The 15622-nt window shown below is 41.8% G+C and carries 15 protein-coding genes; 12 read left to right on the top strand and 3 right to left on the bottom strand.

Annotation, left to right across the window (positions count from 1 at the left end):
* Positions 1 to 117: 117 nt before the first annotated feature.
* Complete coding sequence (locus ACZ5C4_RS14290) at positions 118 to 2226, bottom strand: ABC transporter permease (RefSeq protein ID WP_464521597.1); 2109 nt, start codon at positions 2224 to 2226, stop codon at positions 118 to 120.
* A complete protein-coding gene (locus tag ACZ5C4_RS14285; protein WP_464521596.1) occupies positions 2207 to 2965 on the bottom strand; it encodes an ABC transporter ATP-binding protein in 759 nt (252 codons plus the stop codon). Before ACZ5C4_RS14285 ends, ACZ5C4_RS14290 begins: the two co-directional genes overlap by 20 nt.
* 188 nt (positions 2966 to 3153) lie before the next feature.
* Between ACZ5C4_RS14285 and ACZ5C4_RS14280 the strand changes: the two genes are divergently transcribed.
* The 11 genes from ACZ5C4_RS14280 (at position 3154) to ACZ5C4_RS14230 (ending at position 13379) form a co-directional block, all read left to right on the top strand.
* Entirely contained in the window at positions 3154 to 4449 is a 1296-nt protein-coding gene (locus ACZ5C4_RS14280) for a sensor histidine kinase (protein WP_464521595.1), read from the top strand.
* A 53-nt stretch (positions 4450 to 4502) separates the two neighbouring features.
* The gene (larB, locus tag ACZ5C4_RS14275; protein WP_464521594.1) at positions 4503 to 5249 is read left to right on the top strand and encodes a nickel pincer cofactor biosynthesis protein LarB; all 747 of its coding nucleotides are present in this window, start codon (positions 4503 to 4505) and stop codon (positions 5247 to 5249) included.
* Positions 5246 to 6517, top strand: a complete 1272-nt coding sequence (gene larC / locus ACZ5C4_RS14270) for a nickel pincer cofactor biosynthesis protein LarC (RefSeq protein WP_464521593.1) — start codon at positions 5246 to 5248, stop codon at positions 6515 to 6517. The genes larB and larC overlap by 4 nt, the downstream gene beginning before the upstream one ends.
* Entirely contained in the window at positions 6501 to 7334 is an 834-nt protein-coding gene (larE, locus tag ACZ5C4_RS14265) for an ATP-dependent sacrificial sulfur transferase LarE (protein ID WP_464521592.1), read from the top strand. The genes larC and larE overlap by 17 nt, the downstream gene beginning before the upstream one ends.
* A 1-nt stretch (position 7335) precedes the next feature.
* Positions 7336 to 7749 carry a MerR family transcriptional regulator gene (locus ACZ5C4_RS14260; RefSeq protein WP_464521591.1) on the top strand — a complete coding sequence of 138 codons (414 nt, stop codon included), beginning with the start codon at positions 7336 to 7338 and terminating at the stop codon, positions 7747 to 7749.
* Positions 7742 to 8881 carry a DUF4317 domain-containing protein gene (locus tag ACZ5C4_RS14255; protein WP_464521590.1) on the top strand — a complete coding sequence of 380 codons (1140 nt, stop codon included), beginning with the start codon at positions 7742 to 7744 and terminating at the stop codon, positions 8879 to 8881. The genes ACZ5C4_RS14260 and ACZ5C4_RS14255 overlap by 8 nt, the downstream gene beginning before the upstream one ends.
* 101 nt (positions 8882 to 8982) lie before the next feature.
* Positions 8983 to 9237 (top strand): PRC-barrel domain-containing protein, encoded by a 255-nt coding sequence (locus tag ACZ5C4_RS14250; RefSeq protein ID WP_186876950.1) that lies wholly within the window; start codon positions 8983 to 8985, stop codon positions 9235 to 9237.
* A gap of 212 nt (positions 9238 to 9449) precedes the next feature.
* Positions 9450 to 10526 carry a rhamnose ABC transporter substrate-binding protein gene (locus ACZ5C4_RS14245; RefSeq protein ID WP_464521589.1) on the top strand — a complete coding sequence of 359 codons (1077 nt, stop codon included), beginning with the start codon at positions 9450 to 9452 and terminating at the stop codon, positions 10524 to 10526.
* Between the two features lie 31 nt (positions 10527 to 10557).
* A complete protein-coding gene (locus ACZ5C4_RS14240; protein ID WP_464521588.1) occupies positions 10558 to 11418 on the top strand; it encodes a polysaccharide deacetylase family protein in 861 nt (286 codons plus the stop codon).
* 21 nt (positions 11419 to 11439) lie between these two features.
* Positions 11440 to 12480: a LacI family DNA-binding transcriptional regulator gene (locus tag ACZ5C4_RS14235; protein ID WP_464521587.1), complete on the top strand. Its 1041-nt coding sequence runs from the start codon at positions 11440 to 11442 to the stop codon at positions 12478 to 12480.
* Complete coding sequence (locus ACZ5C4_RS14230; RefSeq protein WP_464522355.1) at positions 12480 to 13379, top strand: alpha/beta hydrolase; 900 nt, start codon at positions 12480 to 12482, stop codon at positions 13377 to 13379. Before ACZ5C4_RS14235 ends, ACZ5C4_RS14230 begins: the two co-directional genes overlap by 1 nt.
* Positions 13380 to 13442: 63 nt before the next feature.
* Here ACZ5C4_RS14230 and nrdR read toward each other — a convergent pair whose 3' ends face one another.
* Complete coding sequence (nrdR, locus tag ACZ5C4_RS14225) at positions 13443 to 13892, bottom strand: transcriptional regulator NrdR (protein ID WP_186876945.1); 450 nt, start codon at positions 13890 to 13892, stop codon at positions 13443 to 13445.
* A gap of 165 nt (positions 13893 to 14057) precedes the next feature.
* Here nrdR and ACZ5C4_RS14220 point away from each other — a divergent pair, with 165 nt between their 5' ends.
* Positions 14058 to 15602, top strand: a complete 1545-nt coding sequence (locus tag ACZ5C4_RS14220; RefSeq protein WP_464521586.1) for an ABC transporter substrate-binding protein — start codon at positions 14058 to 14060, stop codon at positions 15600 to 15602.
* The last annotated feature ends 20 nt before the right edge of the window (positions 15603 to 15622 follow it).

Here is a 15622-nt window from a genome sequence, read left to right as displayed (position 1 = left end):
GCCGGACGGATGTACAGAAGATGTCGAAGCTCACACAGTGCGCAAGTGGAAAATGGCTGCTGACACAGCCGCGCTTTGGCACGAGAATGTGCAAATTACATTTTGCTTCTTTTGTTTCTATGGTTTAATTTTGACTATTTTGCATGCTTTTTTCAAAGCTTTTCTGTAGATAAGATAGAGAAAAGCGGCTAAAAAAAGTGAAAGTGCAGCCAGGCGCAGAAGATTATATATTTCACTTGCAGCGATCTGCCCATCGTTGGTAATAGACATAAGAAGGGCATAGAAGATAGCAAGCAGGCAACCGGCGGCAATCGGATATTGGAAGAGCCGGGCGAGCTGTTTTCTCAAAATATTTTTACGGTAGTTTTTGGAACCACCGAGCTTTTCCAGATTTTGGAACAACTCTTTATTATCTTCCGCAGCGGAAATACTTCTTACATATGCGATGATTGTTACAGCGGACAGAGCGATGATAAAAATATACAGACAGAGCATGACATAGACCGAGATTCCCTGTAAGAAATCTTGCTGAGTCAGTATGTTGAAAGACGGAGCATATTTCCAATCTGCCATCATAAGGCGATCTGGCTCTGGTATGTTGCCCTTTCCTGCATAACCGTATTCTTCATTGTTTTCAGAAGCCGTCTTGTCTTCCCAGAAATCGTAAAGCCCCATATAATCTGACAACTCTGTCGCATGAGAGATATATTCTTTCGCCAAAGCCTCTGCAAAGGGATAGGAGGCTTCATAATCGGCCACATCAAAAGTATAGAGTGTTTCCTTATATGTGCGGTCGAGAGAAGCGGTCATTATAGAATAATCTTCATCCGAAATGACATACGTATATGGAGAAGAAATATTTGCCAGCGAATCAAACTCCAAAGTACCTGCGTATTGAAGAGAATACGAGGTTTCTGTGCTGGGATTGAAGGCTGCGTAAAGTCCGTCCTCCGGTTCCCAGAAAGACGAACTGTTCCCAGAAACTATCACCTTGTAATTTCCTTTCGGGACGTCAATGGTTTGTCCTGTAATCTCTTCGTACAAAGATGCAGGGAAGAACAAAGCAAGCTTACCATTAGGTGTATCTTCCATAAAATATTCCCCATTATCCGACAAATCGCGGTGTTTCCATGAGATAACCAGATTGGACACCTCTGCTTTGGAAAAATGTTGTAAATCCATTTGATATTTGTCGGCGAGCATACGTATATCGTCAGAAGAAACCTGGTTTTCTCTGGCTGGAAAATGTAAAGTAAAAGCCCTCTGGTTGCTTAAATTTTTTAAGGAGCTTGTATCACTGTATAGCATACCGTAAAAAGCAGCAAACAGGCTGGTGAATAAAAGCAAGGTGATGACACACATATTCCGGGTTGTTGATTTGGCTTTAAATCGCATCATACTGATAAAGACCAGATTTTTGTAGTATTTTTCTTTCCGGCGTCCTGCTTTGCCCTGCGCGACAATGCTAAGCATCAAAAGATAGATACCGATAAGCGCAAAGAGATAAAAAACATTGAAAAAAGCAGGCATTTTCTGATTCCACACACGAGCAGAAAAGAAGGGAATTACCATGGCAGTAAAAAGCCCGGCAGCGGTAAGAAAAATACCAAGCTTCCCTGTCCAGGACGGAATCAATTTTACCAACTCTGTTTTGTGCTGTGTTCGCAAAATGTCCATGATATTACTTTTTTTGACAAAGCGGGCTCCATAGAAAAATAGAAGCAGCGCCAAAATCAAAGAAAAGAAGATACCGAATAAAAATCCCTGGAAACCAAACTGGTAGTGCATTTCCTCTGTGGATACAATGAAAAATTCAAAGAGCTTCCAGATGAAATAAGAGGCGGGTATTGCGAGTACAAGCCCCATGATAGCTGAAAAAACAGTGATATATCCCAGCTCTCTAAACAAAATAGGATTCAACTGTTTTTTGGAAGTGCCAAGAGCGAGGAATATCCCGTATTCTCGGCTTTTAAAGCGGAAAAACAGACTGGATGCATATAAGGTAAAAATAGTACAGCCTACCGCTGTAACACCAATTAGAAGTACAGCAAGTTTTCTTGTATCTCCGCCTTCTGGGAGGAAATCCTGGACAGTTGGGCCGAAATACATCAAAGCAAAAGCAGTAAGAAGAAGTACGGACAGAAAAATACAAAAACCAAGCATGAGATATTGTCCTTTGTTTTGCCTGCGAAGTTTGGAAAATAATTTATGCAAGGTCATCTTCATTGTCACCTCCGAGTAGTTTCAATACATTCAATAATTCGTCCATAAATTCCTGACGGGAAGAAGTACGGCGCAGTTCTTTGTATACCTGTCCGTCCTTTAAGACAATGACCCGATCACAGAAAGATGCGGCATAACTGTCATGGGTTACCATAAAGATAGTTGCATCCATCTCTTCTTTCGCCTGTAAGAAAGCATCGATTACTGCGCGGCAGGACTTGCTGTCCAGATTTCCGGTAGGCTCGTCAGCAAGAATGATATAAGGCTGATTCATAAGAGCTCTTGCCACAGCGGTACGTTGCTTTTCTCCGCCAGATATTTCTGCGGGATATTTCTGCATGATTTTTTCTATACCGAAAGAACTGCAGAGATGGCGTGCCTTTGCTTCCATCTGCGGGACAGGCAGCTTCGCAATGATCTGCGGAAGACAGATATTTTCAAATACAGTGAGCCCGTCGAGCAACATAAAATCTTGAAAAACAAATCCTAGTTTTTTATTTCGAATGGAAGCAAGTGTTTCCTCACGCAGTCCTGACAAATCCTTTCCATGCAGCAGAATCTGTCCGTCATCATGCGGGATAAAGCAGGAAATACAATTTAAAAGTGTAGTTTTTCCACTGCCGGAAGGCCCCATGACAGCGACAAATTCCTTTTTTTGTACATGGAAGGAAACATCTTTTAATACAGGATATATATTGTTACCTGTCCGGTAGCTTTTGTTTAAATGATTGACTTGAAGCATAAGTAGTCCTCCTTGTTTGTTTTGTCAGGTTTATTATAAAAAATACAGGGGAAGAAAAAAATACAGGGAAATGTCAAGTTTGGAAGAGATTTTGTAAAGTATTGCAAAATAAACGTTATATATGATAGGCTTAATAGGAGCATGAATTTGCATGTATCAGCGAGAAAGAGAAGTGCAAGAGGATTCGTATGATAGAGACAGTTTGGAATACATTCGGTACAATTTCTTATTTTATAGAAGGGTACTTTTTCTACCGCGTAATCGGCGGTTTTTTAGAACAGAGGGAGAACAGAATCTTAAGGCTGAGCGCTTATATATTTGGTTCAATGGTTTGTACAATTGTGATTTTTCCGCAGGATCCAGTGAACATTACGCTCAATCTGCCCTTGTTTTTTCTTATGCTGGTTCTTGGATTCCGAGAGAAGATGCTCGTCAGAATTTCTATTATTTTGATGTTCTTTCCCATTATCATTGCAGTGAATTTTCTGGTCGTAGATATGGTAGGAAGCATGGTGATTGCACCTGTTACAGCAGGGAATGAAACACTGAATATCATTCTTTCCAACTTAATGAACCTGCTGCCGCTGGGATTTTGGTATGGATTCCAGAAAATTTTAAAAAACAGGGCAGAGGGGATTGTAAGGACGTTATATAATAAAGCATGGTATCTGTTGGACATGGTGTGCCTGGCGTCTCTTTGTGCAGTTATAAGTTTCGTGTATTATACACCGGCACAGACATATAAAGTGTGGATTGGGATGGCGGCATGTATTCTTACGAATATCGGCAGTATCTGGCTTGTATTTTATATGGCGAAGAGTATCCGTGCGGATATGGAAGGAAAAAATCTGAAACTACAGAGAGATTATTACGGGCAACTAGAAGAAAACCAGTTGAAACTACGTAAATTCAAACACGATATGAACAATCATTTTCTTGTCGTATCCGGACTTTTAGAGGAAGGAAAAACAGAAGAAGCAAAAGAATACTTTGCGAAGCTGTCCAGGCAGTTTGAGACGAAAGGACGGAATTTCTGTAAAGACAGCGTCGTGAATGCGGTTTTGAATACGAAGTATGAAGAAGCAGCAAGATTAGACATTGACTGTCAATACCAGGTGGATATAGATTCACTTTTATTTGTGGACAGCTTAGACATCTGCACCATTTTGGCAAATACTTTAGATAACGCGGTTGAGGCATGTCAAAAGATAGAAAACAAGGAAAAAAGGAAAATTTCTGTAAAAGCAAGGTGTACAGAGAATGGATATTTCAGTTATGAAATAACAAATACAAAAATCGGGGAAACAAAGGAGAGAAAGGGAAAATTTCTTACAACGAAGGAACAGAAGGAATCTCACGGGTATGGGCTGGAAAACGTACGCGCCGCAGTAGAACGGTATAAAGGGACGATGAGTATCCAGTACAATGAGGAAAGCTTTTGTGTGACGATTTTTATTGCCGCGAGTGGAAAATGGAGTCCGTAGAGGTTGACTTAGAGTTTACTTCAGGTGGTATAGTAAAAAAGAAAGGACGGCATATGGAAATACGTGAAATTTTAAAACAGGTAAAAACAGGAGAAATGTCAGTAAAAGAAGCAGAACAGTATCTGCGCAGAGAGCCTTTTGAAGAGATGGGATATGCAAAGCTGGATGTACACAGAAAGCTGCGATCCGGATTCGCGGAGGTGGTGTTTTGCAGCGGAAAGGCAGATGAACACCTGCTGCATATTTATCAGAAATTATATGAGGAGGAGGGGGAGGTTTTCGGAACCCGCGCTTCGAAAGAACAATATGAACTGATAAGGACGGTGCTGCCTCAAATTGAGTATGATGCGATTTCCCGCATCCTAAAATCAGAAAAAAAAGAAAAAAAACGGATTGGGAAAATAGCGGTCTGTACAGCAGGAACGGCGGATATTCCGGTGGCAGAGGAAGCGGCGCAGACAGCAGAATACTTTGGGAGCAATGTAGAACGGATTTATGATGTGGGTGTCAGTGGAATCCACCGTCTTATGTCCAGGCTGGATATTATACAGAGCGCCAACTGTGTAGTTGCTGTAGCAGGCATGGAGGGAGCGCTTGCAAGTGTCCTGGGAGGACTGGTGGACAAGCCGGTAATTGCAGTGCCGACTTCGGTGGGATATGGCGCGAACTTAAACGGACTTTCGGCGCTTCTTACGATGATTAATTCTTGTGCAAACGGAATTGCAGTAGTCAACATTGACAATGGATATGGAGCAGGCTATATCGCGACGCAAATTAACAGGCTGGGGGTGAAAAGATGAAGCAAAAATTGTATTTGGAATGTTATGCAGGAATCAGCGGGGATATGACAGTAGCAGCGCTTTTGGATCTGGGCGCAGATGAAGAGGTTTTGAAGAAAGCACTGTCCAGCCTTGCTGTAGATGGGTTCTCTGTCTGTATTCGCAGAGTGAAGAAAGCAGGAATAGACGCCTGTGACTTTGCGGTGCTTTTGGAGGAACAATATGAAAACCACGACCATGATATGGGATTTCTACATGGAGAACAGAAAGTTCATACTCATAAACATGCGGGAAATGAACAGGAAGGGCATACCCATGTGCATAGAGGTTTGAAGGATGTACTCGAAATTATAGAACAGGCGGAAATGACAGAAGGAGCAAGGAGAAGGGCAGAGCGTATTTTTGATGTCCTTGCCGAAGCAGAAGCGAAGGCGCACGGGACAGATAAAGAGCATGTACATTTCCACGAAGTGGGAGCAGTCGATTCGATTGTGGACGTTGTGGCGGCGGCAGTCTGCCTGGATAACCTGGGGGTCGAGGATACGATCATTCCTGTACTCTATGAGGGAACCGGATTTATTCACTGCCAGCATGGAAGAATGGCAGTACCGGTGCCGGCAGTGATGGAGATAGTAAAGGCATATAGCCTGCCTCTTCATATTACGGAACAGGCTGCGGAATTAGTAACCCCTACCGGAGCAGCGATAGCGGCGGCTATAAGGACGGCGGAAAAGCTGCCGGACAGGTTTATTGTAAAAAAGACAGGGATTGGAGCAGGAAAAAGAGAGTATACCCATCCCAGCTTACTGCGTGCTATGCTGATTGAGGAAGAGGACTGTGAAGAGGAAAAGGACATAATTTATAAATTGGAGACAAACATTGATGACTGTACAGGCGAAGCGCTCGGCTATGTGATGGAACGGCTGCTTGAGGCAGGAGCAAGGGATGTACACTATATTCCGGTGTTTATGAAGAAAAACAGACCGGCATATCAGTTGAATGTTATCTGTACGGAAGATACCGTTTCATGCATGGAGGAGATTATTTTCGCGGAGACGACAACGATCGGTATCCGGCGTCAGAAAATGGAACGTACCGTACTCAAAAGGGAAATCCAGACAATTCGTACTTCTCTTGGAAAGGCGAAAATAAAAATGTGTTATACAGGAGAATATATCCGCGCTTATCCAGAATACGAGAGTGTGGTTGCTTTAAGCAGGGAGCATGGGAAATCTTATCAGGAAGTGTATCAGCTGATTGAGAGGGAATATAATGAAAAGCTATCGTGAAAAATGCAAGATTTTGCATGAGCGAATGTATGCGTACGCACAGGAGAGCGTAGTTATTGCATTTTCCGGCGGCGTGGACAGCAGCCTTTTGTTGAAGCTTGCCTGTAAGGCTGCATCTGATACAGGACAGACCGTCTATGCTGTCACAGCACATTCCAGACTGCATCCGACGGAGGATTTAGAGACGGCGGTGCGGGTAGCAGAGGAAATGAAAGCCGTACATAAAATTATTTTTACAGATGAATTGAAGGAAGCAGGGATTTCAAATAACCCCAAAGAACGGTGCTATCTGTGTAAGAAGTATTTGTTTCAAAAAATTGCAGGGATAGCATCCGAAGTAGGAGCCAGAAGGATTTTGGAGGGAACCAATGAAGATGACCTGCATGTATACAGACCAGGAATACGGGCGATACAGGAGCTTGGAATTATAAGCCCTTTGGCAGAATGTGGGATGACGAAGAAAGAAGTAAGACAGTTGGCAAAAGAGTATGAAATCTCTGTGGCAGCACGTCCTGCAGGGCCCTGTCTTGCCACACGCTTTCCGTACGGAACAAGGCTGACATATGAAAAAATTGAGCAGGCAGAACTAGGAGAACATTTTTTGAAATCACTGGGACTTGAAACGGTAAGACTGCGCGTTCATGGCAGTCTTGTCAGAATCGAGACAGAGCAGGCAGGTCTGTCAGCGCTGTTGGAAAAAAGAACAGAAATTGTGACATATCTAAAAAAGCTGGGATTTGCTTATATTACAGTAGATATGGAAGGATTTCGTTCAGGAAGCATGGATATAGAGTTCAGAGATAGAAAGGAAGAGTAGGATGACAATTGCGGAAGTGAGTAGAAAATATGATATATCACCAGATACACTCAGGTACTATGAAAGAATCGGGCTGATTCCTCCGGTTCCGCGAAATAAGAGTGGGATTCGGGACTATGATGAGGTGTCCTTAGGATGGGTGGAAATGATGAAATGTTTTCGGGCCGCAGGAGTGCAGATTGAAGCTTTGATTGAGTATGTTGCCCTGTTCCAGAAAGGGGATGCAACCATCGACGCGCGCAAAGAGCTTCTGATAGAACAGAGGAATCAGCTTCAGGAAAGGATTGCACAGATGCAGGCATCCCTGGAGAGGCTGGATAAAAAAATTGAAAAATATGAGAGAGGGTTGATGCAGGTGGAGAAAAGACTGCAGAAACATAGTATGACTACGAAGGAAGGAAACGAATATGAATAAAAAAGAAGTACTGGAAATCCGTAAACAATTTACACCGGCAAACTGCGCTATTACAAGAATCTGCGGATGTTATGTAGATCATGAAAAAAATAAAAAACTGGAATCGAAGGAGGCGTTTTTGTCTCTTCCAGAAGAAGAAGCCTTTAAATATTTTGATATATTTAAAAAGACATTGTCTGGAACAATGGGAAAAAATATGTTGGATATGACATTCCCCCTGGATGCGGAAATGCCAGGAGGGGCACAGGAATTTTTGCTGAAGCTAAAGAACAGCAAATTGGAAGATAATATGCTCTTAGAAGAGTTTTATGATAAAGTAATCGCAAGCTACATATATGAAGAAAATTATTATATTATACTGATTCATGCAATGTACGACATACCGGGAAAATCTTCAGATGGAATAGAGATGTTCGATGCATCAGACGAAGTATATGAATATTTGATGTGTAGTATTTGCCCGGTGTCCCTTTCGAAAGCGGGCCTTTCTTATAATGCGCAGGACAACCGTATTGAAGAAAGAGTTAGAGATTGGGTCGTGGATATGCCGGATAAAGGGTTTTTGTTCCCCGCTTTTACAGACCGTAGCACAGATCTTCATGGAGTACTGTATTATACGAAAAAATCAGAAGATTTACAGCCAGAAATGATAGAGCATGTTCTGGGTGCCTCTATGCCTATGTCTGCAGATACACAGAAAGAAACCTTTCAGATGATTATCGAGGACACATTGGGGGAGGACGGAGACTATGAGACTGTACGCAGCATTCACGAGACTCTGCATGAGATGATAGAGGAACACAAAGAAGAGCCAGAGCCACTTACCTTGGATAAAACAGATGTGAAGAAGATTTTTGAAAAAAGCGGAGTTCCAAATGAAAAGATGGAACATTTTGAAAGAAATTTTGAAGAGAATGTGGGAGAGAAAGCATCGCTTCTGGCGGCAAATATCACGGAAACAAGGAAATTCAATATTGAGACGCCGGATGTAATTATCAAAGTCAATCCAGAACGCTCGGATCTGATTGAAACCAGGGTGATAGACGGCAGACAGTGTCTCGTTATAGCCGTAGATGATCATATTGAAGTAAATGGAATCAATGTAAAGACAATGAAAACAAAAGAAATATAAAAAATTCGGTATGAAATTTATCAGATGTACAGTAACCACATGAAAAAAGGTAGCATACAATAATATTAAGGATATGCTGCCGGCTGGGGAGATGCTGTACTATGAGAATCTGTGAGTTAAGGGAAAAAGAAGTGATTAATATATGTAATTGTAAAAGACTGGGGTGTGTGGTGGATATTGAGATGAATATCTGTGATGGCTGCGTAGAAGCAATTATCATTCCAGGGCCGGGAAAAATTTGTGGTTTTTTAGGAACCGACAGCGAGTATGTCATTCCTTTTTCCTGCATCAAAAAGATAGGGCCGGATATTATACTTGTGGAGATTCAAGAAGAGAAGTTTTTGCAAAAATTTTAGACCGGTTAAATTGTATAAAAAAGTGAGAACATATTTGGTGAAAATGTCAAAAATATAAAAGTAAGAAAAAAAGACTTGAAAAAAGTATGCAGATAATATATAACAGAATCATAAATGGGAACGTTCTCATAAAAAGAATATATAAAATAGTATATATTATGAAAAATATAATAAAATTTGAGGGAACGTTACCTTAAGAAAGGAGAAAAAGTATGAAAAAAAGATTAGTGGCAGGGCTTCTTTCTCTGTCTATGGCAGCTGTTTTATTAGGTGGATGCGGAAGCAGCACAGAGAAAGAAGATGATGCAAAAACAGACCAGGAGACAACTTCCGTAGATGACATCTCAGGTAAAAAGTTTGCGATTATTATAAGAAATGCAGGAAATCCCTATGCGGAGAAAGAAGCAGAAGGCTTCCAAAAAGTGATCGAGGCTGAAGGGGGAGAATGTATTGTAAAAGCGCCCGAAGCAGCGACAGCGGATGCACAGGTATCACTCATTCAATCTTTGATTTCACAAGAAGTAGATTCTATTGCGATTGCAAGTAATGATGTGAATGCTCTGTCAGCGGCTCTGGAAGAAGCGATGGATGCGGGGATTAAAGTGTCTTCTTTAGATTCTAACGTAGCGCCGGACGTGCGGCAGACGTTTGTCAATCAAGCAGGAACAGAAGAAATCGGACAGGCCCTTGCAGACGCCGTATTAGATATTTCCGGAGGGGAAGGACAGTTTGCAATTTTATCAGCGAGCAGCCAGGCAGCGAATCAAAATGCATGGATCGCATCTATGGAAGAAATTATGAAAGATGAAAAGTATGCAAAGCTGGAACTGGTAGAAGTAGCTTATGGAGATGATGAGCCGCAAAAGTCAACAGATCAGACGCAGGCTTTGCTTCAGAAATATCCTGACTTGAAAGTGATTTGTTCTCCTACGACAGTTGGCATCAGTGCTGCGGCAAAGGTACTGCAGGATGAAAAATCTTCTGTAAAACTTACAGGACTGGGGCTTCCATCAGAAATGTCAGAATATATTGGGGATGACGATAAACATTCCTGTCCCTATATGTTCCTGTGGAATCCAGAAGATGTAGGCAGATTATCCGCATATGTGTCTATTGCATTGGTAAAAGGTGAAATTACCGGCGCCGAAGGTGAGACCTTTGAAGCTGGGGATATGGAAAATAGTCCTTATACAATTACAAAATGTGAAGATGGCGGTACAGAGGTTATTCTTGGACCTCCGTTTAAATTCGATTCTTCCAATATTGATGAATGGAAAGATATTTATTAAAAAGTTTGGCAGGTAAAGGAAAAAAGATTTTATGTTAAGGTTGAGACAGGACATTCCATTATTTCCAGGTGGAAAGAAAAAGGCGCTGACATTGAGTTATGATGACGGCGTAACGCAGGATGAGAGACTGATTGACATAATGAATCAGTATAAAGTAAAAGGAACATTCAATATAAACGCAGGATTGATGGGAGATAGGGATTGGCTAAAACAGCCAGGAATCGACGTCAGTCATTATAAATGGGAAAAAGAAAAGATACACAGTGTATATGAAGGGCAAGAAATTGCCGTACATACGATGACCCATCCTGATCTTGCCAGAGTTCCAGAGGGTATGGCCGCATATGAAATAGCACATTGCAGAAAGGTATTAGAAGAAATAACGCATACGCCTGTTACAGGAATGGCATATCCATTTGGAACATACAATCAGAGAGTAAAAGATGCTGCGAAAAATTGTGGAATCACATATGCCAGGACGATACAAAGTACAGGCTCCTTTTTCCTGCCTGAAGATTTCTTGGAATGGAATCCTACCTGTCATCACACAGAAACATGTGTATTTGAACTACTGGAGAAATTTTTACAGCCAGTAAGCAATGAGGATTATAATGCATTAATGTTGTTTTATTTGTGGGGGCATGCTTATGAGTTTGACGCATATGAACAATGGGGAATGATAGAACAATTTTTAAGAAACGCGTCAGGAAAAGCAGACGTTTGGTATGCCACAAACGGAGAGATATGCAGCTATATAAAAGCAGTGAACAGCCTGGTTTATTCGTCTACCGGAGACTATATTTATAATCCGTCATGGCAGGACGTATGGCTTTTGATAGACTGTAAAATATATTGCATTAAAAGTGGCGGGACTGCTATAATAGAGCCATAGTAAATAAAACGGAGGAACGGCATGGCAACGATTTTTGATGTGGCTAAAATAGCACATGTCTCTAAATCAACAGTTTCCAGAGTGATAAATGGGGATCCCAGAGTGAAGCCGGAGACAAAAAGGGCGGTGGAAGATGCAATCGCCCAGCTTCAGTATTCGCCGAGTTATTTTGCAAAAGGAATTCGGACAGGGCAGACGAAAACAATTGCTTTTCTCGTGCCAGAATATACGAATATGTTTTATGGAGAGATGTTCAACGGAGTAGAAGATATGGCTGTGCGTGAGGGCTATATGGTAATGGTCTGCAATACAGGAAACGCCATATCGGAAAAGGAATATGTAAATGAACTTCTGAAGCGCAATATAGATGGAATTATATATAATACATACGGTGTGAAGCCTGCTATGATGCGTTATTTAAAGCAGATTTCAGAGGAGATTCCTATTATCTTCATGGATGAAGTAATAGGGAAAAAAGAAAATGTATCCTGCGTATATACGGACGGATATTTATCTACGATGCAAGGGGTACATTTTCTGAAAAAGACAGGCTGTAAAAAGATTGGATATATTCGTAATATGGATAGTATCCAGGCGACAGAGTCACGTTTTGAAGGGTTTAAAGATGGGCTGAAAGAGTGCGGCCTGCCCTATTTGCCTCAGTTTGTTTATCAGTGTCCTGCAGAACAGAATACGGATTATATGAAAGCAGGAATTCAGGCGGGAACGTATTTTGCGTCTCTTAAAGGGGAACGGCCGGATGCACTTATGACGGCGATAGATTTATTAGCGATTGGCTGTGTGACTGCGCTGTGCAATACAGGGATACATGTGCCGGAAGACATCAGTGTGATTGGGTATGACAATATTTCATTGGGAGAGTTGACTTGTCCGGCTCTGACTACCATTGCCCAGCCTACGAGAGAGATGGGGAAAATAGCAGCGGAAATGCTGATAGAACAGATAAGAAAGGGCGCGAAAGAAAAAACCAAAAAGATTTTCGAAGGAGAGATAATCGTCCGGCAGACTACGCGGCAGATTGGCAGGAGAGGAAGAATGTGATGAAGTATTATACGATGAAGCAGATCGTTCAAAGCCAGGAGTATATGCAAAAAAGAGGGCAGCGCAAGCTTCGTGGGGAAGTCAGAGCATTTCCAGGAGAGTGCGGCTTTGAGGCCTTATATTATGATAAGAAGAGTACTCGCAGGGACTATGTGATTGTAGAAGTACATGGCGGTGGTTTTATGTATAATACGGCCCGAGATGATGATGATTTATGTGCCTATATCCATGAGCGTTTGAAAATTCCGGTTGTTGCGTGTGACTACCGGAGAGCTCCGCAATATAAATATCCAACAGGTGTGGAGGATGTCTTTGCATGTGTGAAACACGTATATAAGGAGTATGGACTGAAACAGGGACATGTGCTTATATGGGGACACAGTGCGGGGGCAAATCTGGCAGCAGGGGCTGCATTTATGGACAAACAAAGTGGTGTACATGCTATTGGAAGTCAGATTCTGGACTATCCATATATGGATGTCTATAGGAAGTCGAAAGAAAGACAGAGGATCCGTCTCTCTGTAAAAGGAAAGCTTATGGACACATTTGCCTATTATTATACGGAAGAGCAGAATTTAAAAAAACCGATGGTATCACCAGAGTTAATGAAAGTAGAAATGCTGGAAGGTATGCCGGATACATATTTGCTGTTATGTGGCAGAGATAATCTGAATCAAGGTGGAAAAAGCTATGGAAAATTGCTGAGAAAGGCGGGGACATATGTGGAATTCTGCTATGAAAGAGATGCTCTGCATGGATTTATAGAAAATCATTTTAACTATGCTTATATAGATCTGAAGACAAAATGGCAAAACAGGGGAATACAAAGAAAACTTGCCGTAAAGCATACGGACAAGATCTGTGACTGGATCCAGTCCAAAATACAAGAAAGAGCATAAGGTGAGAGAAAGCGGAACAATGTATTCCGCTTTCTCTCACTTTTTTAACAGAGTACATTTTTTCTATTGAAGAAATTTTTTCAGCTCATCCATAAAGGTATTGACGTCCTTGAATTCTCGGTAAACAGAAGCGAATCTTACATAAGCGACAGGATCCAGCGCTTTTAATTTATCCATTACAATCTCTCCGATGAGGCTGCTTGGAATTTCTTTTTCTTCTCGGTTGAAGATCTCCAGTTCAACGGAGTCGATTGTCTTCTGGATCTCAACCGCTGAGACAGGGCGCTTATAGCACGCGCTTAAAATACCATGCTCAATTTTGGAACGGTTATATTGTTCCCGATTGTTGTCCTTTTTTATTACAATCAAGGGAATCGTCTCTACCTTTTCATATGTGGTAAATCGTTTGCCACATTCATCGCAGGAACGCCTCCTGCGGATAGAATTTTTATCTTCTGCCGGCCTGGAATCAATGACTCTTGTATCTGGATGACCACAATATGGACACTTCATATGAGAACCTGCCTTTCTTGCTATTTCTGGTGTTACTTACATTCTGACTTCAGTATACACAATCCCTTTGCTTTTTGCAAAGGAAACACTTGCAAAATATAGAAAAATCCCTTACAATGAGTTCGACAATTTAATAATGAAGGTTATTTGAAGGAGGAGACAGACATGAAAAGAAGAGGTACAGCGATTCTTTTGGTGTTGACAGTTGTTTTGTCTGTTGCACTGAACGGGTGTTCAGGTGATAAGAATCAAACAGCGTCTGCAACCGAAAATGAACTTTCAGGAAAACCGGTCGAAGGTGGAAGTATCCGTGTTGGTATTTCCCAGGATTTGGACAGTCTTGACCCACACAAAGCAGTTGCGGCAGGAACAAAAGAGGTTTTGTTTAACATTTATGAAGGTCTGGTGAAGCCAGACAAGGATGGAAATTTAGTAGAAGCCGTAGCGAGCAGTTATGAAATTTCAGAAGATGCAAAAGTATATACCTTTACTTTGCGTGATGGGGTTAAGTTCCACAATGGGAAGGACGTTACGGCAGAAGATGTAAAATATTCAATTGACAGATGCGCCGATACGTCAGACGGAGAACCGTTTGTATCGGCGTATTCTATTATTGAGAGCGTCAATATCCTGGATGAGAAAACAATAGAGATACGTCTGACAGAGCCGAATACGGAATTTCTTGCCTATATGACGACCGCAATTATTCCTGAAGGTTACGAAGAACTGGAGACAGCTCCGGTGGGCACAGGGCCGTTTGTATTTGAGTCCCGTTCCCCGCAGGAAAATATTGTTTTAAAGAAAAATGAGAGCTATTGGGGAGAGAAGGCACATCTGGATGAAGTCGAATTTAAGATTGTGGCAGACGCAGATATGGTAGTCACGAATTTAAAGGGTGGCTCAATTGATATGTATATGCGTCTGACATCTGCACAGGCAGCCGAGCTTACAGAAGGATTTCATATTGAGGAAGGCACAATGAACCTGGTACAGGCATTGTACCTGAATAATGACGCAGAGCCGTTAAATAATGAGAAGGTGCGTCAGGCGTTGTGCTATGCTGTCAATCCAGATGAGATTATGGCGATGATAGCAGACGGAAAAGGGGTGCGTGTAGGGACAAGCATGTATCCGGGATTGAAGAAATATTTTGATGAATCCTATACAAACTATTATGAGCAGGACTACGAGAAGGCGAAAGAACTGTTAAAAGAAGCAGGGTATCCGGATGGATTTGATTTAGAAATCACAGTAAGCTCGGCGGATCAGCCGCATGTAGATACAGCGCAGGTGATAGCAGAGGAGCTGAAAAATATCGGAGTGAACGTGACAATTAAACCGATCGAGTGGGAAGCCTGGCTGGAGGATGTCTATGCAGGGCGCAATTTTCAGTCTACTGTAGTGGGAGTGGATGCTTCTAACCTGTCCGCGCGAGCTATGTTGGAACGGTTTGTGTCAGATGCAGAGGGAAACTTTATCAATTTTAAAGACGAGAAGTACGACGAAATATTTAAAGAGGCAATCTCTACAGTGGATGAAGAAAAGCAGACAGAATTATATAAAGAGCTGGAAGGAATTCTTGCAGAGAAAGCCGCAAATGTATATATTCAGGATCTTGCAAACTTAGTGGCAGTCAGTGACAAATATGATGGATATGAGTTTTATCCTTTGTATGTGCAGGACATGTCTACGATTTATATGGTTGAGTAGGAAACTGCAAAAGCAGAAAG

Source organism: Mediterraneibacter flintii (genome assembly GCF_055387595.1).
The sequence above is the reverse complement of the archived record's forward strand: the minus strand, read 5'-3'. Positions and strand labels throughout refer to the sequence as shown.